This is a genomic window from Maricurvus nonylphenolicus (genome assembly GCF_042854845.1).
GTDB lineage: Bacteria > Pseudomonadota > Gammaproteobacteria > Pseudomonadales > Cellvibrionaceae > Maricurvus > Maricurvus nonylphenolicus.
This window is the reverse complement of record NZ_AP031498.1, coordinates 2,860,649-2,878,234: the sequence shown is the minus strand read 5'-3', so window position 1 is coordinate 2,878,234 and position 17,586 is coordinate 2,860,649. Positions and strand designations below refer to the sequence as shown.

The following is a 17,586-nucleotide window of genomic DNA, read 5'->3' as shown; positions in this document are numbered from 1 at the left end:
AATAAACAGTCGAAATCCTTAAAATCTCCCGCTAGCAATAGCGTGCCGGTTCAAGTCCGGCCCGAGGCACCATTTTCTCTTTTTAAGCTTATTTGTCTGTCTCTCTGGCAATAGTTTGTCGTGGGAGATTTTTAAGTCTCCCAGATCAAAAAACTTCGCCACCCAACGATTGGGTTTAATTCAATGGGTGAGCCCCTTCGTTAATTAACATACTGGTAAGTTCAATCAACGGCAGCCCAATAAGTGCATCTGGGTCTGTGCTGCGAATTTCCGAGAAAAGGGTGATGCCCAGCCCTTCACATTTAAAGCTTCCCGCACAATCGTAGGGTTGTTCACGCCTCAGGTAATTGTCCAGCTGCTCTGCACTGAGTTCTCTGAAGATAACGTCGGTGGTGACGTTTTTGAGTTGGTGTTTACCGGTTTCACTGTTGAGTAGGCATAGCCCGGTGTGAAAGGTGACTTTTTGTCCCTGGCAGGATAAAAGTTGCTCGAGGGCGGCTTCGTGGTTGCCTGGTTTGGTGAGGATGCGGCCATTTAGGTCGGCGACCTGGTCGGAGCCTATGATCAGGTGGTTAGGGTAGGTGTTGCTCAGAGCGTTGGCTTTTGCCAGTGCCAGACGTTCCACCAGAGCTTGGGCGGTTTCATCGGGTAGGGCAGATTCATCGATATCTGGTGCTGCCGATGAGAAAGAAACTTCAAGTTTTTCAAGGAGTTGTCTGCGATATTTAGAGCTGGATGCGAGAATTATGGAGGGCATAGTGCGGCTCGTGATTACAAAAGGGCGGTATTCTAACGGGGCTTGCCCTGTAATGGGCATTTTTATGCGAAAATAAGTAGTGATTTGGCTCTAATTTTCTTTGACAGATCAATACCATATCCCTATTATTGCGCGCTTATGTCAAGTACCCCCTCTATATCGTCTCTGCCGCGGGATATTGATCCCCGGAAGTTTGCCCAGCAGGGCCTCTCGTTAGAGGGCAAGATCGCTGTAAGTGATCTGCCCAGAGTGGCTGAAGTATTAGCTGAGCCTGGCACTGAGGTGGGTGTGGCGCTCACATTTGATATTGATGAGCAGGGCCTGAAGGTAGTTAGTGGTAGTGTTAATGGCACGTTGAGTGTTGTATGTCAGCGTTGCTTGGAGCCACTACCTATAGAGGTTGAAGCCGAGTTAAAGCTCGCACTGGCCTGGGATGAGGATGAGGCAAAGAATTTGCCTCGTCGCTTTGATCCCTGGATTGTGGGAGACGGCGCAACGGATATCTACGCTATTGTAGAAGAAGAGTTGCTGCTGGCTTTGCCCATGGTGGCTTACCATGAGGAACCCTGTATCGACGCATCGCTTTATCAGAGCGGTGAGGTTGAAGAAGCTGATGTTGAGCCCAAGGCAAACCCGTTTCAAATGCTGGAACAACTTAAGAGCTCGCCGAAATCCTGAGGCGCCTCGGTTTCAGTAACTTTAGTAAGTAGGAGCACATAATGGCTGTTCAAAAAAGTAAAGTAACTCGTTCTCGTCGTGGTCAGCGTCGTTCGCACGATGCCCTGACTGGCGCAACCCTGTCTGTAGATCCAACCAGCGGTGAGAAGCACCTGCGTCACCACGTGACTGCTGATGGTTTCTACCGTGGCAAGAAAGTGGTTGAGACTGGTAACGACGAATAAGTTTGTCTAAGCCAGTTACCATAGCGGTCGACGCTATGGGCGGGGACTCCGGTCCCCGCGTGACTCTCCCTGCTATTCTTTCCTTTGCTCGCCAGAACCAGGACATCCAGCTGGTTATTGTTGGCGATGAGTCGCAGCTAGCGACATCCCTGCCAGATTCCCAATCCCAATTAGAAAATATCCGATTACTGCATGCCCCTGATGTTGTTGAAATGTCAGATAAGCCAGCAACAGCCTTGCGCAATAAGCAGCAATCTTCCATGTGGAAGGCGGTCGAGCTGGTCGCTAACGGCGAGGCAGATGCCTGTGTCAGTGCCGGCAATACCGGCGCGTTGATGGCGATCGGTAAATTCCTGCTGAAAACCTTCCCGGGTATTGATCGCCCGGCGATTTGTAAGACAGTTCCTACCGCCAAGGGGCATAGTTATATGCTTGATCTTGGCGCCAATGTTGAGTGCAGCTCCGATCAATTGGTGCAGTTCGCGATTATGGGCAGTGAACTGTCCTGTGCACTTGATGGTTCGGAACGGCCTACAGTCAGTTTGCTTAATATCGGCGCTGAAGCCATCAAGGGTAATGAAGAGGTGCGTTTGGCTGCAACTATGTTGTCAGAAAATCCGCATGTTAATTACCTTGGCTTTATTGAGGGTGACGGCATCTACCGCGGTGATGCAGATGTGGTGGTGTGTGACGGGTTTGTGGGCAATGTAGCGCTGAAGGTGAGTGAGGGGGTTGCACAATTATTGGCCAGCACGCTGCAGGCCAGTTTTAAAGATAGCCAATATGGCCGCATTCTTGGCTGGTTTGCCCGGCCACTATTAAGAAATTGGCATAACAAATTTGAGCCTGGTCGCTATAATGGCGCCAGCTTTCTAGGCTTGCAGGGCGCTGTGATCAAGAGTCACGGTGGCACCACTGCAGAAGGGTTTATCTCTGCTTTGCAAGTCGCAAAAGAGCAGGTCGATAAATCGATACCGCAACGTATCAATGAGCGACTGGCGCGCTTTTTTGATTAGTGCAAAACAGATTTTACATAAGAATAGGGTTATAGAATGACCACTGAAAATTTGGCTTTCGTTTTTCCTGGTCAGGGTTCTCAAAAAGTGGGAATGCTGGCTGAAATGGCTGCTGAGTATCCTGTCGTTGAGCAGACCTTTGCCGAAGCCTCTGAAGTCTTGGGTTATAACCTGTGGGAGTTGGTGCAAACCGGCCCTCAGGAAGAGTTGAATTTAACCGAGCGCACTCAGCCTATGTTGCTGACTGCCAGTGTCGCCATTTGGCGAGCTTGGAATGAAAAGGGTGGTGCCCAACCTGCTCTGATGGCCGGTCACAGTCTGGGTGAGTGGACTGCGTTGGTATGCGCTGGTGTTGTTGCGTTTAAAGATGCCGTTAAGTTGGTTCAGCAGCGCGGCAAATTTATGCAGGAAGCTGTGCCTGCTGGCGAAGGTGCCATGGCAGCCGTTATTGGCCTGGATGATGATGCCATCAAGGCTGCTTGTGAGCAGGCTGCCGGTGATGAGGTTGTTGCGCCGGTAAACTTTAACTCTCCTGGCCAGGTTGTGATCGCCGGTTCGGCCGGTGCTGTTGAGCGTGCTATTCCGTTGTGCAAAGAAGCGGGTGCCAAGCGTGCTATGCCGCTGCCAGTTTCTGCGCCTTTCCATACCTCGCTGATGAAGCCTGCTGCGGATCGCCTGGCAGAACAAATTCAAGCGACCGAGTTTAAGGCACCTGAAACCCCTGTTGTGCATAATGTAAATGCGCAAACAGAAGCGGACCCAGAAAAAATCAAAGCGCTGATGATTGAGCAAATCTACGCCCCTGTATTGTGGAGCGATTGTGTTCGCACCATGAGTCAGGCGGGTATCACACAAATGGTTGAGTGTGGTCCTGGAAAAGTATTGTCAGGTTTGGCTAAGCGTATCGAGCGTAGTCTGTCGGCATTGCCTGCTGAGGCGCCAGAAGATTTAGCAAAAGCGTTAGAAGCTGTTTAATTCACGCTTGTTAACTCACAAGAATACCTTCATCTAATAAGAGTCATTTAATTCGAGAATAGGCTATGAGTATTAAGGATAAAGTTGCCCTGGTAACCGGCGCCAGCCGTGGTATTGGCGCTGCAATTGCTGACCACCTGGGTGAACAGGGAGCCATCGTAATTGGTACTGCGACCTCTGAAGGCGGTGCGGAAAAAATCTCTGCACGTTTGCAGGAAAAAGGCATCAATGGTACTGGCATGGTGTTAAATGTCACCGATGCTGATTCGGTTGCGGATTTGTTAAAGGCTGTTCAGGATCAATATGGTGCACCAGCTATTTTGGTCAATAATGCCGGTATTACTAAAGATAATCTGTTGATGCGCATGAAGGATGATGAGTGGTTTGATGTGATCAATACCAACCTCAGTGCTATCTACCGCCTGAGTAAAGCATGTCTGCGCGGCATGATGAAGGCTCGCTGGGGTCGTATTATCAATATCAGCTCTGTTGTGGGCTCTATGGGTAATGCGGGTCAGTCCAACTATGCGGCTACAAAAGCTGGCGTAGGTGGTTTTGCTCGTGCGTTGGCCAAAGAGGTTGGCTCTCGTAATATTACCGTTAATACGGTAGCGCCTGGTTTTATTGATACCGATATGACCAAAGAGCTGACCGAGGAGCAGAAGTCTCTGATGTTGAGCCAAATTCCTCTGGAGCGTCTGGGTCAACCAGAAGAGATTGCGGGTGTTGTTGGTTTTCTGGCCAGCGATGCTGCAGCCTACGTTACAGGCGATACCATCCATGTAAATGGTGGTATGTACATGTCTTAAGCCTTTGTTTTACAAGGGAAAAGCTGTATTTTTAAAAGAAATTGGCCAAGATGCGTTACAACCATCGGTTTTTCGATGTAAAATGCGCGTCGAGTTGGCCGTAGCATAATTTTAAGAGCCGTTGTCTGGCTTCAAAGGATGGCGGCATAACCGACTTATACCAACTAGGAGTTATAAAATATCATGAGCAGCATTGAAGAACGCGTAAAGAAAATCGTTGCTGAGCAACTGGGCGTTAAAGAAGAAGAAGTAAAAAACGAAGCGTCTTTCGTTGAAGATCTGGGCGCCGATTCTCTGGATACCGTTGAGCTGGTAATGGCACTGGAAGAAGAATTCGAAACTGAGATTCCAGACGAAGAAGCTGAGAAAATCACCACTGTTCAGCTGGCTATTGACTACGTCAACGCCAACCTGGGCTAAGTGATTGTTGTGACCCGATAGGGGTCACAATCGCTTGTCTAAAGAAAAGCCGAATTTCTAAGCCGTACTATGCAGATAGTTCGGCTTTTCTTTTTCTTGGGCCTCAAATTTAGTAATCTTACACCCTGAAAAAGCAGGGTGGGCCCTGTAGATTGCTATCCGTCTAATTTTTGAGCAATCATTGTTTTAATTTAATGGATTCACAAAGGGGATCGTGGTGACGCGTAGAAGAGTAGTGGTAACCGGGTTAGGAATGGTATCGCCATTGGGCAATACTGTGGAAGCAACCTGGGAAGGTATCCTGTCAGGAAGAAGCGGGGCTACCCCCATCGAAAAGTTTGATACTTCAGCATTTACTACGCAGTTTGCCTGTCAGGTAAAAGATTTTGATGTGGCACCTTATATGCCGGTCAAAGATGCCCGTAAGATGGATCCATTCATTCAGTTCGGTATGGTCACCGGTATTCAGGCCATTGAAGATGCTGGCTTGGAAATTACCGATGAAAATGCTCACCGCATTGGTGCTGCTATCGGCGCTGGTATTGGTGGCATTGGTTCCATCGAAGATGGCGCCTTACTAATTCAGGAAAAGGGACCACGTCGAATTTCGCCTTTCTTTGTGCCTGGTGCAATCATTAATATGATCGCCGGCAACCTGAGTATTAAATACGGTTTTAAAGGCCCGAATGTTTCTGTGGTGACCGCGTGTACGACCGGTACCCATAATATCGGCTTGGCCGCTCGTATGATTCAGCAGGGTGATGCTGATGTTATGCTGGCCGGCGGTGCAGAAATGTCTACCACTAAAGTAGGCCTGGGTGGTTTTGCTGCGGCTCGTGCTTTGTCTACCCGCAATGATAATCCGCAAGCGGCGAGTCGCCCTTGGGATAAAGACCGTGACGGTTTCGTTATGGGCGAAGGTGGTGGCGTGATGGTACTTGAAGAGTACGAAACCGCTAAAGCCCGTGGCGCTAAAATTTATGCTGAACTGGTTGGTTTTGGTATGAGTGGTGATGCCTATCACATGACCTCTCCACCAGAAGGTGGCGCCGGTGCAGTGATGTCGATGCAAAACGCTATTAACGATGCAGGCATTGATGCCAGCGCTATTAACTATATTAACGCCCACGGTACTTCGACACCTGCCGGTGACATTGCCGAGTGTCAGGCGGTTAAAACCATTATGGGTTCTGCGGCCGATCAGGTTGCGGTTAGCTCCACTAAATCCATGATCGGTCACCTGTTGGGTGCTTCCGGTGCCGTGGAAGCAATCTTCTCTGTTCTGGCTATTCGTGATCAGGTCGCACCGCCGACGATCAACCTTGATAACCCTGATGAAGGTTGTGATCTGAATTTTGTTCCGCACACGGCCCAGGAAATGAAGATTGACGCCACGTTAAGCAACTCCTTTGGCTTTGGTGGCACCAACGGATCTTTGATTTTTCGCAAGGTCTAAGTAATCGGAATCTAAAAACGGCGGTCTTGTAAAAGCCCGCCGTTTTTTTGTTTGGATCCTAGTCGATGTCGTTACCACTTATTTTTATTAATGGTAAACAAACACATGACCATTCGGTGCTTGATCGCGCCTTTATGTTTGGTGATGGTGTGTTTGAGACACTGCTTTGTCTCGATGCAAGATTACCGCTCTGGGATTTGCATAAGCAGCGTTTGATGTTGGGCTGCCAGCAGCTTCATATCCATCTAGAGCTTTCTCATCTTGAAAAACTTCTAAGTGATGCTCTAGCGCAGGTAGGGTTGGATAACGCTGTTTGCAAGATCACAGTTACTCGCGGAGTAGGTGGGCGAGGTTACGGCGTTGACAATGCTACTGAGCCAACCATTGTTATTGGTTTCTTTTCGTACCCTGATCATATTGAAGCTCTCTCACAGTCTGGTGTATCGCTCGGTATTTGTACACACAGGCTTGCATTGAGTGCTGAGCTTGCTGGCATTAAACACTTAAATCGTCTGGATAACGTTTTGGCCAAGCGTGAATGTCAAAGCCGAGGTTTGGAGGATGGTGTTGTCTGTGATCAACAGGGAGGAGTTATTGAGGCTACGTCCAGCAATCTCTTTCTGCGTTTTGATGATCAATGGATAACTCCAGAAATAAGTCAGTCTGGTGTTAAAGGGATTACTCGCAGGGTAATTCTTGAGATGTTAGCGCCTGAGTTGAAATTGCCAGTGGTAGAAGGTTTGGTTGCTGTAGAGCAGCTAGCAGATGTAGACGAGATATTTATCTGTAATAGTGTGAATGGCATTGTGCCTGTTACCGGTGTTGGTGATGTAAGTTTGACAATAGGCTTGCAGACACGCGGTTTGCAGAATGCCTATAAGCGTTTATTGAAGGAGAAGCAGGGGTAATGCGGAGAATCTTGGTTGGCCTTGGCTTGCTGTTTGGCTGTGTTGTACTTTTCTCTGTGCTGGGTTTTCAGCAGTGGCTAAACAAACCGATTGCCCTCAAAGAGGAAGATCGAACCCTGGTATTAAAAAAAGGCGACAGTGTGGCTCGCCTGGCTTACCAGTTAGAGCGTAAAGGTATTCTGTGTAATCCCAAGCTGCTTATCGGTTATGCGCGCTTAACCGGGCAGGACAATATTAAGGTTGGCGAGTATCAGCTTGAGGAAGGTATTACCCCTGCAGAATTGTTGTCGCGTCTTGTCGCCGGTGATGTGGTGCGTTACAGCATAACGCTAGTTGAGGGGTGGACTGTAAATCAGGCTGTCGTCCATATTCAACAGCAACCTGAAATAGTCAAAACGCTCGAGTCTGAGGCTGAAATAGATCAGTGGTTTGCGGGTTTTGAATTACCGAATAAAAATCCCGAGGGCTGGTTATTTCCTGATACTTACCAGTTCGAAAGGGGAGCGACAGACAAAGAGTTGCTTGAACGTGCGCTGTTACGAATGCGTAACGTGCTTGAAGAGGAATGGTTAAGCCGTAATGAGTCGGTGCCCTATGCAAACGCGTTTGAAGCACTGATTATGGCTTCAATTGTGGAGAAGGAAACCGGTGTTGCCAGCGAGCGAGGAGAAATTGCTGGTGTGTTTGTAAGGCGCTTGCATAAAGGCATGCGTTTACAAACCGATCCTACTGTAATCTATGGTTTAGGTGACAGTTATAAAGGCAATATCCGTCGCAAACATCTTCGCCAGCCTACGCCATACAACACCTATGTTATTAATGGATTGCCGCCAACACCAATTGCCTTGGCTGGGCGTGAGGCCATTGAAGCAGCCCTGAATCCTCGTGATGGTAAAAGTCTGTACTTTGTTGCCAAAGGGGATGGCAGTCATTATTTCTCCGAGACCCTGGAAGAGCATGAGCGAGCAGTCAAACAGTACCAATTAAAGCGCGTTGAAAATTATCGCTCTTCACCCAATAATGCGTTGCAATCAACAAGCACCGAATAATACAAGCGAATATTATGGCTCCCGGAAAGTTTATTACCATCGAAGGCACCGAGGGTGTCGGAAAAACAACCAACATGGCGTTCGTGCAGGATTATCTGCAGCAACTGGGGGTTGATTTGCTGGTTACGCGCGAGCCTGGTGGAACGCCGCTGGCAGAACAGTTACGCGAGCTACTGTTAGCTAAGCGAGATGAAAGTGTCGATCCAACAGCTGAGCTTTTGATGGTATTTGCCGCCCGTGCACAGCATTTAAATACCGTTATAAAACCCGCTTTAGCTACCGGAAAGTGGGTTTTGTGTGATCGCTTCACAGATGCAACCTATGCATATCAGGGTGCCGGTAGATCGTTGCCGCTAGATACTATTGCCAAGCTTGAGCAGCTGGTTCAGGGAGAGATTCGCCCTGATATGACATTTATCCTCGATATCGATGTAAGGCTTGGCTTGGAGCGCGCTGGTCGCCGCGGCGAGCTGGATCGTTTTGAAACCGAAGAAATTGGATTTTTCGAGCGTGTTCGCTCCATGTACCAACAACGGGCAGCGGCTTCACCGAATAATTATCGTGTCATTGATGCTGGGCAGGAGTTGGAAAAAGTTCAGCGAGATTTGTCTGCGGAGCTTACCGCATTATTTGGCGCTTCTTAAATCAAGCTCAAAAGGCTGCTTCAGACGCAACGCTCACTTCCTCATCGGTAAATGGGTGCCTGAAGTTCAGTTTATGGGCGTGAAGACATAAACGTGATGCCGCTGCAAAGGCGTCATCATCAGCATAGAAAAAATCGCCCAGAATAGGGTGCCCCAGCGCTTGCATATGAACTCGAAGTTGGTGAGAGCGGCCCGTAATTGGATGCAGGGCCACTCGGGTGCATTTCTTATCCGTGTCCCGATGCAATACCCGGTATTCCGTCTGCGAAGGTTTACCGTGCTCGTAACAGACTTTTTGTCTAGGCCTGTTTGGCCAGTCGCAGATCAAAGGTAAGTCTATTTTTCCTTCATCATTCTCAATCAGGCCGTGAACCACTGCTTGGTACTCTTTATCGACAAGTCGTTTCTCAAACAGACGGCCGAGAGCCTTTTGGCTCTCATAGCTCAGAGCAAAAATAAGCAGTCCGGATGTCGCCATATCCAAACGGTGAACCGTTTTGGCATTCGGGTAATCAACCAGTAAGCGGTTGATTAAGCAGTCCTGTTTGTCGGGGCCGCGTCCGGGAACGCTAAGCATACCGGCAGGCTTATCGGCCACCAGAAAATACTCATCCCGATAAACAATACTGATGGGACCAAATTCGGTTGGAAAGTGTTCTTCGCGGGGCATGAAAAGGGTGTACTGTCTGATTTAGATTAAAGCGGTCGACCATTATGGCAAATTTCCATCCTTTAGGTGAACTTCCTAAGTGGTCTTGGTAAGCTGCGCGACATTATTTTAATAGATACACCCTAAGACATCCGCAATAGAGGACAACGAGTGAGTAACGAGGCGCTTGCAATGCCATATCCATGGCAACTTGGTGAATGGCAACGATTGCTAACCCAGCACGAACAGCAAAAGCTCCCTCATGCCCTACTGCTTGCAGGAAGTCGTGGGTTAGGCAAACGCCAGTTTGCTGTGGCTTTTGGTCAATTGTTGCTGTGTGCTGCTCCCCAGCAGGGGCGCTCCTGTGGTGCTTGCCGCTCCTGTGAGTTGAATAGCGCGCAAACTCATCCCGATATCCTGTTAATCGAGCCTGAGGAAGCCGGCAAAGCCATTAAGATTGACCAAATTCGTCAAGTCTCAGAGTTTGTTGCCAAGACGGCCCAGCAGGGTGGTCGTAAGGTGGTGATGGTAGCGCCTGCAGAGGCAATGAACGTGAATTCCGCCAATGCTCTTTTGAAAAGCCTGGAAGAACCTGCGGGTGATACGACCCTGATACTGGTTTCCCATACCCCGAGTCAGGTTATGCCAACGATACGTAGTCGCTGCCAGCAACTGAGCTTTCCTGTACCGCCCAAGGAGCAAAGCTTGCAGTGGTTGGCCAATCTTGTCACCGGACCTGTTTCTGCGGAGACCTTGTTAGATATGTCCGCAGGAGCACCCTTCGCTGCCCTGGGCTTACTTGAAGGGGATCGCCTTGAGCAGCGCCAAACCGTCGAAAAGCAATTGATAGCAGTTGCGCAGGGCCAGTTGTCGGCATTGGATGCGGCGAAAAACTGGTCATCGATGGAGGTGTTGGACATCGTTGAGTGGGTATTACTTTGTCTGCATTCGGGCGCTATCGCCAGGGCGCAGGGGCAGGATAGTGATGGCGTTATAGCGCTGTTAGGGCGCATCGAGCCCAGCATTATCTTTCGCTTCCAGGATAAAATGCTAATTGTAAAAAGACAGCTTTTAAGTGGCGCCAACCCAAATAAGCAGTTGGTACTAGAAGAGTTGCTATTAGATTGGAATGCCTTAACAAAGCAGGCGGCTTCTCCTAGACAGATTCAGAAGAATGGATTAGTGTAAAACTAAACTGACGTGCTACAGCGCTGTCATTACGTTGTCTTAACATAGACGTGTTTTACATAAGCTGGTTTTTACCGGCTTGGTTGGAATTTGATCAGTTATGCAAGGATTAGGTGGAGCCCGCAACGGTATTTTGTCTTTGACTATTAAAGATAAAGCGGTGCTGTATGCGGCCTATATGCCGTTTATTCAAAATGGTGGTTTATTTATTCCCACCAACAAGGATTACAAGCTGGGCGATGAAGTCTTTATGTTGCTCAACCTCATGGATGAGCCCGAGAAGATTCCTGTCGCTGGTAAAGTTGTTTGGGTAACCCCAAAGGCTGCACAGGGCAACAGGGCCGCTGGTGTAGGGGTTCAGTTCAGCGACCAGGACGATACCGCGGCAAAGAAAATTGAGACCTACTTGGCTGGCTCGCTGGATTCTGATCGTCCAACCCACACTATGTAATCCTGTTCCTGATTCCGATGAAAAAGCCAGGCATTAAGCCTGGCTTTTTTGTGGCTGCCTTTTGTGTGAGGCCGCTTAAGGCTTTAAAATAGCGGGCTAAATTTTCTGCCCCCTATAGTTTAAGAGAGTTATTAGAGGTTGTTATGTTAATTGATTCCCACTGTCACCTGGATCGCCTAAAGCTCGATAAATACGACGGCGACCTCAGTAAAGCCGTTGCGGCGGCTCGTGAACGGGGGGTGGAGCAGATGTTATGTGTCGGCATCAGCCTGGATAACCGGGAACCGGTTGTCGCTATTGCTGAGCAGTATGACGAGGTGGTTGCGTCGGTTGGGGTTCATCCGCTGGATGTTGAGGCAGGCTTGGCTTCAGTCGAGCAGCTGGTAGAGTGGGGCGCTCATCCTAAGGTGGTCGCCATCGGTGAAACCGGTTTGGACTATTACTACACGCAGGATCATAAGAGTGTTCAGCAGGAAAGCTTTGTTGTGCATTTGGAGGCCGCTAGCCAGGCTAACCTACCTGTGATCGTGCATACCCGAGATGCCCGTGAAGACACCATCGAATTAATTCGAAAGCACGGTAATCTGGAGTCAGCTGGCGTGCTGCACTGCTTTACTGAATCCTGGGAAATGGCCAAGCAGGCTCTAGATCTCAATTACTATATTTCCCTGTCTGGTATCGTGACCTTCAAAAATGCCGAAGAATTACGCGATGTAGCTAGGCAAGTTCCTCTTGATCGCTTGCTTGTGGAGACTGATTCGCCGTACCTTGCGCCAGTCCCTTATCGCGGTAAGCCTAACGAGCCAGCGTTTGTGCGTGAGGTGGCTGAGTTTATTGCGGATTTACGGGGTCTTGAATACGAAGAGCTGGCAAGAATTACTGGTGAAAACTTCCATAGATTATTTAATAAGGCCGCTTAACCTAACGCTGTAAGTTGTTAGGCTTGTTCACATCAGGATTTGGAAAAGAATTCGAAAGGTCGGCTTAAGATTGTGGTTCGTTATAGCCTTCCAAGACCTTCGGAGGCATGGACGCCTCCGAAGGTTTCTAAGGGGGGAATGGAGTTCCGACCTTCAGGTCACCAGTGCGCTCCGAATCATATGCAATTAACTGGAGGTTACGGCTTCTTCTGTTTGATAGCTCTTGGCAACTGTTTGATTCGTTTGTGACCAGAGTTTTTCGGATAGTGACCCTGGGGAAGACCAGTCACCAGCCATAATCCACTCAACAATAGCTTTGGCTACATCAGGATACTGGCAGTGAGGTTGTTTGGCGGTTTTTAGCCAAGTGCCAATGGAGTCTTTGTTGAGCTCGTCCATGGTACTACCAAGATCGAGCTGCTCCAGGGCCAGGGCATTGGATAGCTGTTCCATTTGGCCATGCAGAGGTTTTACCAGCACGCGCTTGCTCAGGTGTAGAGCTTCGCTGACCAGCTCAAAACCGGCATTGCAGATTACGCCGTAGCAATCTGCAAGATCTTTCTTGAACCCATCGCGGCAAATAGGGCGTTTATGGATATGGCCCAGGTCTTCTGCCTGATTAAATTCTGCACAGTAGTAATAAAATTCTGTTTCTGGAAAGGCTTTCAGCAGGGGGATAACCACGTCTGGGGATTCAAAGCCCAGATAAACAATAATCTTGTTATCAATGACCGCTGACGGGTGCTCATCCAGATCACAGATTGGTGGCAGGATGGGTTGCTCAAAGTGATACCAGTGCAAACCGAGTTGAACCTTGGCGGGGGCAAACATGCGCATAACATTACGGCTGATAATGGAATCGCCAGTTTGAGGAATATCGTAGTGGAATGCGTACTGGTGTCCTACGGCAATACTGGGGACTTTTTGACGCCTTGCGGCCCAGGCTGAAACGGGTTCGAAATCGGTGATGACCAGATCGTAGCCAGACAGGTCCAGGTTTTTGATTTCCTGCCACAGACGCCAAGGGTTGTTACGTTGGGCGGTAGCCAGGGTTCGTACTTTGCCATTGGCAGTTAACAGGGTCATACCGCTGAGGCAGATCCAATCGCCAAAGGGTTCCATATCGAAGAATTGGTCGCGCTCGCGGCCGCTAAACAGGTAGGTTACTTCGGCGCCAGCAGCGGCCAGATGGGGTGCAATAGCCCGGGCACGACTCAGGTGACCATTGCCTGTGCCCTGCACACCGTAAAGGATTCTCATAAGGTTTTGCCTGTTGGAATTGGGGATTAGATTATCGACAGTTGCATGACTTGCAGGGTGTAGAGCCCTAGCACACTAAAGATATAGCCAAGCAGGGCGCCAGCAATGGTGTCAGTAGGGAAGTGCACGCCGAGCATGACGCGGGAACAGCCCACAAGAATGGCCCAGGGGTATAGGGCTAGAGCAGCTGTAGGCCAGGCGGCGCTAATCAGCCCTGCAAACAGGAAGGCGGCTGACGTGTGTCCTGAGGGGAAACTGAATTGGTCGCTGGGTGTAACAATACTTTCGAAGCCTGGAATTGCCTGTGGTGGGCGATTTCGACGCAGGCGGTTTTTTAGGGTCAGGTACATCAGGCGCTCCGCGATCAGGGTGGCGGTCATAAGCGCAGCAAGGGTGTAATAACCTGTCAGTACAAGGACGACGCCTAGCATCCCGTACAGGTGGCCATCAGCCGTTTTGGATACGATTCGGCTGATTTGAATCATGAGTTGACGATATTTGCGGGCAAGACACCAATTGAAGGTTACAAGGTCGTAGTTATGGATATTCTCAAGCAGTCGCATAGGTCACCTGCACAGGGCTAAACCATTGTTGTTAGAAGCGTCGCTGTTAAAAACATTGTTAAAAACATTGTTAAAAACATCGTTGTCATAGAATTTTCACGTAATCAGAGGCTAGTGCGCATCTGTGACAGATCTGTGGATGTTGTGTGACGATTTGGTGAACTTCCAGGTCAAACAAGCAGGGCACAACCGGTAGGTGGGTGTGGTAAGATCTGCGCCAATATTTGAATACAACATCTCTTGGGGGATTTAATGCAGCAGTTGATCACTATGCTGGAATTACAGGACAGCATGAACGCCAAAGTACACCCACAGTGGAAAGACCAGGGCTTCGAGTGGTATCGGGCCATCTGGATCGAGTGTGGCGAGCTGCTGGACCATTACGGTTGGAAATGGTGGAAGAAGCAGAGCCCGGACGTTGAGCAGGTGAAGCTGGAATTGATTGATATCTGGCATTTCGGTTTGAGCATTTTGCTCCAATCTGGGGCCTCAATGGAGGAGATTGCCGAGAAGATTAGCGCCGAATTGGTCATTGAAACTGATGAGCCTGATTTTCGTCTCGATCTAGAGGCTTTTGCCGGCGCGACATTGACCTCACGCGGCTTTAATATTGCCGCCTTTGGCCGTCTGATGGCAGGCATGGAGCTGAGCCTGAATGAGCTCTATACCGGTTATGTAGGCAAGAACGTATTGAACTTCTTCCGCCAGGATAATGGCTACAAAGATGGCAGCTACCAGAAACTCTGGGCTGGTCGTGAAGATAACGAGCATCTGGTTGAGGCGATGGCTGAGCTCGACAGTCAAAGCGCCAGTTTTAAAGATGACCTCTACTCAGCGTTAGCTGAACGTTATCAAGCGGCTGTTACTGCCTAATACAGGATGTTAAGTGGGCGAAAGTGTCAACTTGGTGCTTTCGTCTGCCTTGTTTTAGGGCGGCCAGACAAAAGTAGGGCATTTACCCTGTAAATACCGACTATAGTCGCAGGAAAACATCTTTTTAATGCATTTTTCCTCTATTCGCCTATAATTGCGCACCGCCTGATCGCGAAATGTTCTCATCTGGTATCTGCAAGCAAACTTGTCTCGATACTTTATCTTGAGAGCCTGGCTTAGAAGCGATCTCGAATTATATTCTTGGGCTCTGTTTTGAGTCTGGAATCCCTCTACTGAGAGTTAACGGAGAAAAATTGTGAAAGCACCCGTACGTGTTGCCGTTACTGGCGCCGCTGGTCAAATCAGCTACTCCCTGTTGTTCCGCATCGCCGCTGGCGAAATGCTGGGCAAGGATCAGCCTGTTATTCTGCAAATGCTGGAAATCACTCCTGCCCTGAACGCCCTGAAAGGTGTTGCTATGGAGCTGGACGATTGTGCATTCCCACTGCTGGCTGGCATGGTTTGTACCGACGATCCAAACGTTGCCTTCAAAGATGCTGATTACGCGCTGCTGGTAGGTGCTCGTCCTCGTGGCCCTGGCATGGAGCGTAAAGACCTGCTGGAAGCTAACGCTGCTATCTTCTCTGTTCAGGGTAAAGCGATCAACGATCACGCTTCCCGTGACATCAAAGTACTGGTAGTTGGTAACCCTGCTAACACCAATGCTCTGATTGCTCAGCGCAATGCGCCAGACATCGATCCACGTCAGTTCACCGCTATGATGCGTCTGGATCATAACCGTGCTATGAGCCAGCTGGCTGAAAAGACCGGTAAAACCATCAATGACGTTAAGAACGTTATTATTTGGGGTAACCACTCTGCGACTCAGTACCCAGACATCCACAACACCACCGTTGACGGTGCTGATGCCATGGGCCTGATCGATCAGGCTTGGTACGAAAACGACTTCATTCCAACCGTTCAGCAACGTGGTGCTGCCATCATTGAAGCACGTGGCGCTTCTTCTGCCGCTTCTGCTGCTAACGCTGCTATCTTCCACATGCGTGATTGGGCTCTGGGCACTCCAGAAGGTGACTACGTAACCATGGGTGTATACTCCGACGGTTCTTACGGCATCGAAGAAGGCCTGATCTACGGTTACCCATGTACCTGTAAAGACGGTGACTGGACTATCGTTCAAGGTATCGAGACCAACGAATTCTCTCGCGAGAAGATGGCCGCTACCGAAAACGAGCTGAAAGAAGAGCGTGACGCTGTTAAAGATCTGCTGCCTGCATAAGCAACAGACTTTTTGTCCCTCTAAAAAGCGCAGCTTATAAAGCTGCGCTTTTTTTATGTCTGTCTGTTTTACGATGAGGTCGACAGGTAGGCTTTGACGCGGAGAAACAGAATTCTGTGCTAGGCTAAAAATTAAGCAGTACTTAGCCGTAGGCAGGGGTTTACTGATGGTAACTAAACTCGAAGGGCGAAATCCACAAGCTGCCCGCGTGGTGCTTGAACCAAACAGTTCAATGTCATGGGTAGGCTACGAAATGATGTTGTTTGCAGCGTTTATCCTGTTCTGTCTGCTGAGTTTTGCCTTTGCTGTGGCGGGGGCCTGGGTCATAATTCCTTTTATCGGCATCGAACTGTTGGTATTGCTGGCAGTTTTGCTCTTGGTTAAACGCTACCGCGATACCCGTGAAGTGATTTCTTTCGCTGCGGATCATATTCTGGTGGAGAAGGGCAGCGAAGAGCCGGAAGTGTGCTGGGATTTTACCCGCAGTAATCTGCTTTTATTGGTTTTTCATGATGCTACTGATTGCTTGCACCATGTTACTTTGTGTGGTGATCAGGGTTTGGTGGAGCTGGGTGATTTTCTCGCCGAAGAAGATTTGCGCTCGGTTATCGAAACCTTTAAGCAGCAGGGGCTGCGAGCCAAATCAGTCAGTGAGTGGTGTGTCTGTCAATTCTAGGCTGTGCCGTTATAATGCCGTGAAGTTAACCCACTGATCTGAAAAGGTATTCCTTTCATGGCATTCCCCAAAGTTGGCAATTTGGCGCCGGCATTTTCACTCCAAAACCAAGATGGCGAGAAGGTTGCGCTAAAAGACTTTCGCGATAAGAAAAACGTTATTCTTTACTTTTACCCTCGAGCTTCGACACCGGGATGTACGGTACAGGGTGAGGGACTTAGGGATATTAAAACTGAGCTTGATAAGCGCGATTACGTGGCCATTGGTGTTAGCTTTGACCCGGTAGCCAAGATCAAGAAGTTTCATGACAAGTACGAATTCAATTTCCCTCTGTTATCCGATGAAGATCACGCAATCATTGATAAATATGGCTGCTGGCAACTGAAGAAGTTTATGGGTAAGGAAAATATGGGGACAGTCAGAACCACCTTTATCATTGGCAAGGATGGTCGTCTAAAGCATATTCTGGATAAATTCAAAACCAAATCCCATCATGAAGATGTACTGGCTCTCATTGATGAGCTGGATCTCTGATCAAATCAGCCTGTGGCACGTCGCTAACGTGCCACACTTCACATTATGCATCTGGAAATCTTATAACTTATAGTTATAATCCTGATTGAAGGAGAGCTGGCCGATTTGGTCTCTAAGCTACTGAAAACTAACAATAATAATTTACTGCGCCTTACACCTGATTCAATTATAGGTATGAGCGACTTAATAAATTGCAACTATTGTCATCAAAAGCAACATGCTGGCGCGATTGAGAC

21 protein-coding genes are annotated in these 17,586 nt (G+C 48.9%); 17 read left to right on the top strand and 4 right to left on the bottom strand.

Annotation, left to right across the window (positions count from 1 at the left end):
• Positions 1-175: 175 nt before the first annotated feature.
• Positions 176-757: a Maf family protein gene (locus ACGHZ6_RS12605; protein ID WP_390614317.1), complete on the bottom strand. Its 582-nt coding sequence runs from the start codon at positions 755-757 to the stop codon at positions 176-178.
• A gap of 138 nt (positions 758-895) precedes the next feature.
• Here ACGHZ6_RS12605 and ACGHZ6_RS12600 point away from each other — a divergent pair, with 138 nt between their 5' ends.
• The 10 genes from ACGHZ6_RS12600 to tmk all read left to right on the top strand — a co-directional run bounded on the left by ACGHZ6_RS12600 (position 896) and on the right by tmk (position 8,936).
• Entirely contained in the window at positions 896-1,435 is a 540-nt protein-coding gene (locus ACGHZ6_RS12600; protein ID WP_390614316.1) for a YceD family protein, read from the top strand.
• Positions 1,436-1,476: 41 nt separating this feature from the next.
• Positions 1,477-1,659, top strand: a complete 183-nt coding sequence (rpmF, locus tag ACGHZ6_RS12595) for a 50S ribosomal protein L32 (protein ID WP_390614315.1) — start codon at positions 1,477-1,479, stop codon at positions 1,657-1,659.
• Between the two features lie 2 nt (positions 1,660-1,661).
• Complete coding sequence (gene plsX, locus ACGHZ6_RS12590) at positions 1,662-2,675, top strand: phosphate acyltransferase PlsX (protein ID WP_390614314.1); 1,014 nt, start codon at positions 1,662-1,664, stop codon at positions 2,673-2,675.
• Positions 2,676-2,711: 36 nt separating this feature from the next.
• A complete protein-coding gene (fabD, locus tag ACGHZ6_RS12585; protein ID WP_390614313.1) occupies positions 2,712-3,650 on the top strand; it encodes an ACP S-malonyltransferase in 939 nt (312 codons plus the stop codon).
• Between the two features lie 65 nt (positions 3,651-3,715).
• Positions 3,716-4,459: a 3-oxoacyl-ACP reductase FabG gene (gene fabG / locus ACGHZ6_RS12580; protein ID WP_390614312.1), complete on the top strand. Its 744-nt coding sequence runs from the start codon at positions 3,716-3,718 to the stop codon at positions 4,457-4,459.
• Positions 4,460-4,642: 183 nt separating this feature from the next.
• The gene (gene acpP, locus ACGHZ6_RS12575; protein ID WP_166993717.1) at positions 4,643-4,879 is read left to right on the top strand and encodes an acyl carrier protein; all 237 of its coding nucleotides are present in this window, start codon (positions 4,643-4,645) and stop codon (positions 4,877-4,879) included.
• A gap of 217 nt (positions 4,880-5,096) precedes the next feature.
• Positions 5,097-6,335, top strand: coding sequence for a beta-ketoacyl-ACP synthase II (gene fabF / locus ACGHZ6_RS12570; protein ID WP_390614311.1), 1,239 nt, complete (start codon positions 5,097-5,099; stop codon positions 6,333-6,335).
• 65 nt (positions 6,336-6,400) lie between these two features.
• Positions 6,401-7,243 carry an aminodeoxychorismate lyase gene (gene pabC / locus ACGHZ6_RS12565; protein ID WP_390614310.1) on the top strand — a complete coding sequence of 281 codons (843 nt, stop codon included), beginning with the start codon at positions 6,401-6,403 and terminating at the stop codon, positions 7,241-7,243.
• Entirely contained in the window at positions 7,243-8,292 is a 1,050-nt protein-coding gene (gene mltG / locus ACGHZ6_RS12560; protein ID WP_390614309.1) for an endolytic transglycosylase MltG, read from the top strand. The genes pabC and mltG overlap by 1 nt, the downstream gene beginning before the upstream one ends.
• A gap of 14 nt (positions 8,293-8,306) precedes the next feature.
• Entirely contained in the window at positions 8,307-8,936 is a 630-nt protein-coding gene (gene tmk, locus ACGHZ6_RS12555; protein WP_390614308.1) for a dTMP kinase, read from the top strand.
• A gap of 7 nt (positions 8,937-8,943) precedes the next feature.
• Here the strand turns inward: tmk and ACGHZ6_RS12550 are convergent, their stop codons facing one another.
• Positions 8,944-9,606, bottom strand: coding sequence for a pseudouridine synthase (locus ACGHZ6_RS12550; RefSeq protein WP_390614307.1), 663 nt, complete (start codon positions 9,604-9,606; stop codon positions 8,944-8,946).
• 171 nt (positions 9,607-9,777) lie between these two features.
• Between ACGHZ6_RS12550 and ACGHZ6_RS12545 the strand changes: the two genes are divergently transcribed.
• The 3 genes from ACGHZ6_RS12545 to ACGHZ6_RS12535 all read left to right on the top strand — a co-directional run bounded on the left by ACGHZ6_RS12545 (position 9,778) and on the right by ACGHZ6_RS12535 (position 12,144).
• Positions 9,778-10,773 (top strand): DNA polymerase III subunit delta', encoded by a 996-nt coding sequence (locus ACGHZ6_RS12545; protein ID WP_390614306.1) that lies wholly within the window; start codon positions 9,778-9,780, stop codon positions 10,771-10,773.
• A gap of 100 nt (positions 10,774-10,873) precedes the next feature.
• Complete coding sequence (locus tag ACGHZ6_RS12540; RefSeq protein WP_390614305.1) at positions 10,874-11,224, top strand: PilZ domain-containing protein; 351 nt, start codon at positions 10,874-10,876, stop codon at positions 11,222-11,224.
• Between the two features lie 143 nt (positions 11,225-11,367).
• Entirely contained in the window at positions 11,368-12,144 is a 777-nt protein-coding gene (locus ACGHZ6_RS12535) for a TatD family hydrolase (protein ID WP_390614304.1), read from the top strand.
• Between the two features lie 186 nt (positions 12,145-12,330).
• On the opposite strand, the gene ACGHZ6_RS12530 is transcribed toward ACGHZ6_RS12535, so the two are convergent.
• Positions 12,331-13,404, bottom strand: coding sequence for an MJ1255/VC2487 family glycosyltransferase (locus tag ACGHZ6_RS12530; protein WP_390614303.1), 1,074 nt, complete (start codon positions 13,402-13,404; stop codon positions 12,331-12,333).
• Positions 13,405-13,430: 26 nt separating this feature from the next.
• Positions 13,431-13,967 (bottom strand): phosphatase PAP2 family protein, encoded by a 537-nt coding sequence (locus ACGHZ6_RS12525; RefSeq protein ID WP_390614302.1) that lies wholly within the window; start codon positions 13,965-13,967, stop codon positions 13,431-13,433.
• A 252-nt stretch (positions 13,968-14,219) separates the two neighbouring features.
• Here ACGHZ6_RS12525 and ACGHZ6_RS12520 point away from each other — a divergent pair, with 252 nt between their 5' ends.
• The 4 genes from ACGHZ6_RS12520 (at position 14,220) to bcp (ending at position 17,350) form a co-directional block, all read left to right on the top strand.
• Positions 14,220-14,840, top strand: a complete 621-nt coding sequence (locus ACGHZ6_RS12520; RefSeq protein WP_390614301.1) for a dUTP diphosphatase — start codon at positions 14,220-14,222, stop codon at positions 14,838-14,840.
• 316 nt (positions 14,841-15,156) lie between these two features.
• Complete coding sequence (locus tag ACGHZ6_RS12515; protein WP_390614300.1) at positions 15,157-16,140, top strand: malate dehydrogenase; 984 nt, start codon at positions 15,157-15,159, stop codon at positions 16,138-16,140.
• 166 nt (positions 16,141-16,306) lie between these two features.
• Positions 16,307-16,816 (top strand): DUF2244 domain-containing protein, encoded by a 510-nt coding sequence (locus tag ACGHZ6_RS12510; protein ID WP_390614299.1) that lies wholly within the window; start codon positions 16,307-16,309, stop codon positions 16,814-16,816.
• A gap of 57 nt (positions 16,817-16,873) precedes the next feature.
• Positions 16,874-17,350: a thioredoxin-dependent thiol peroxidase gene (gene bcp, locus ACGHZ6_RS12505; RefSeq protein ID WP_390614298.1), complete on the top strand. Its 477-nt coding sequence runs from the start codon at positions 16,874-16,876 to the stop codon at positions 17,348-17,350.
• Positions 17,351-17,586: the final 236 nt, after the last annotated feature.

Excerpts from the sequence above, each read along its gene's own strand:
- ACGHZ6_RS12605 (WP_390614317.1), bottom strand. The coding sequence starts at position 757 with ATGCCCTCCATAATTCTCGCATCCAGCTCTAAATATCGCAGACAACTC.
- ACGHZ6_RS12600 (WP_390614316.1), top strand. The coding sequence starts at position 896 with ATGTCAAGTACCCCCTCTATATCGTCTCTGCCGCGGGATATTGATCCC.
- rpmF (WP_390614315.1), top strand. The coding sequence starts at position 1,477 with ATGGCTGTTCAAAAAAGTAAAGTAACTCGTTCTCGTCGTGGTCAGCGT.
- fabD (WP_390614313.1), top strand. The coding sequence starts at position 2,712 with ATGACCACTGAAAATTTGGCTTTCGTTTTTCCTGGTCAGGGTTCTCAA.
- fabG (WP_390614312.1), top strand. The coding sequence starts at position 3,716 with ATGAGTATTAAGGATAAAGTTGCCCTGGTAACCGGCGCCAGCCGTGGT.
- acpP (WP_166993717.1), top strand. The coding sequence starts at position 4,643 with ATGAGCAGCATTGAAGAACGCGTAAAGAAAATCGTTGCTGAGCAACTG.
- pabC (WP_390614310.1), top strand. The coding sequence starts at position 6,401 with ATGTCGTTACCACTTATTTTTATTAATGGTAAACAAACACATGACCAT.
- mltG (WP_390614309.1), top strand. The coding sequence starts at position 7,243 with ATGCGGAGAATCTTGGTTGGCCTTGGCTTGCTGTTTGGCTGTGTTGTA.
- tmk (WP_390614308.1), top strand. The coding sequence starts at position 8,307 with ATGGCTCCCGGAAAGTTTATTACCATCGAAGGCACCGAGGGTGTCGGA.
- ACGHZ6_RS12550 (WP_390614307.1), bottom strand. The coding sequence starts at position 9,606 with ATGCCCCGCGAAGAACACTTTCCAACCGAATTTGGTCCCATCAGTATT.
- ACGHZ6_RS12545 (WP_390614306.1), top strand. The coding sequence starts at position 9,778 with ATGCCATATCCATGGCAACTTGGTGAATGGCAACGATTGCTAACCCAG.
- ACGHZ6_RS12540 (WP_390614305.1), top strand. The coding sequence starts at position 10,874 with ATGCAAGGATTAGGTGGAGCCCGCAACGGTATTTTGTCTTTGACTATT.
- ACGHZ6_RS12535 (WP_390614304.1), top strand. The coding sequence starts at position 11,368 with ATGTTAATTGATTCCCACTGTCACCTGGATCGCCTAAAGCTCGATAAA.
- ACGHZ6_RS12530 (WP_390614303.1), bottom strand. The coding sequence starts at position 13,404 with ATGAGAATCCTTTACGGTGTGCAGGGCACAGGCAATGGTCACCTGAGT.
- ACGHZ6_RS12525 (WP_390614302.1), bottom strand. The coding sequence starts at position 13,967 with ATGCGACTGCTTGAGAATATCCATAACTACGACCTTGTAACCTTCAAT.
- ACGHZ6_RS12520 (WP_390614301.1), top strand. The coding sequence starts at position 14,220 with ATGCAGCAGTTGATCACTATGCTGGAATTACAGGACAGCATGAACGCC.
- ACGHZ6_RS12510 (WP_390614299.1), top strand. The coding sequence starts at position 16,307 with ATGGTAACTAAACTCGAAGGGCGAAATCCACAAGCTGCCCGCGTGGTG.
- bcp (WP_390614298.1), top strand. The coding sequence starts at position 16,874 with ATGGCATTCCCCAAAGTTGGCAATTTGGCGCCGGCATTTTCACTCCAA.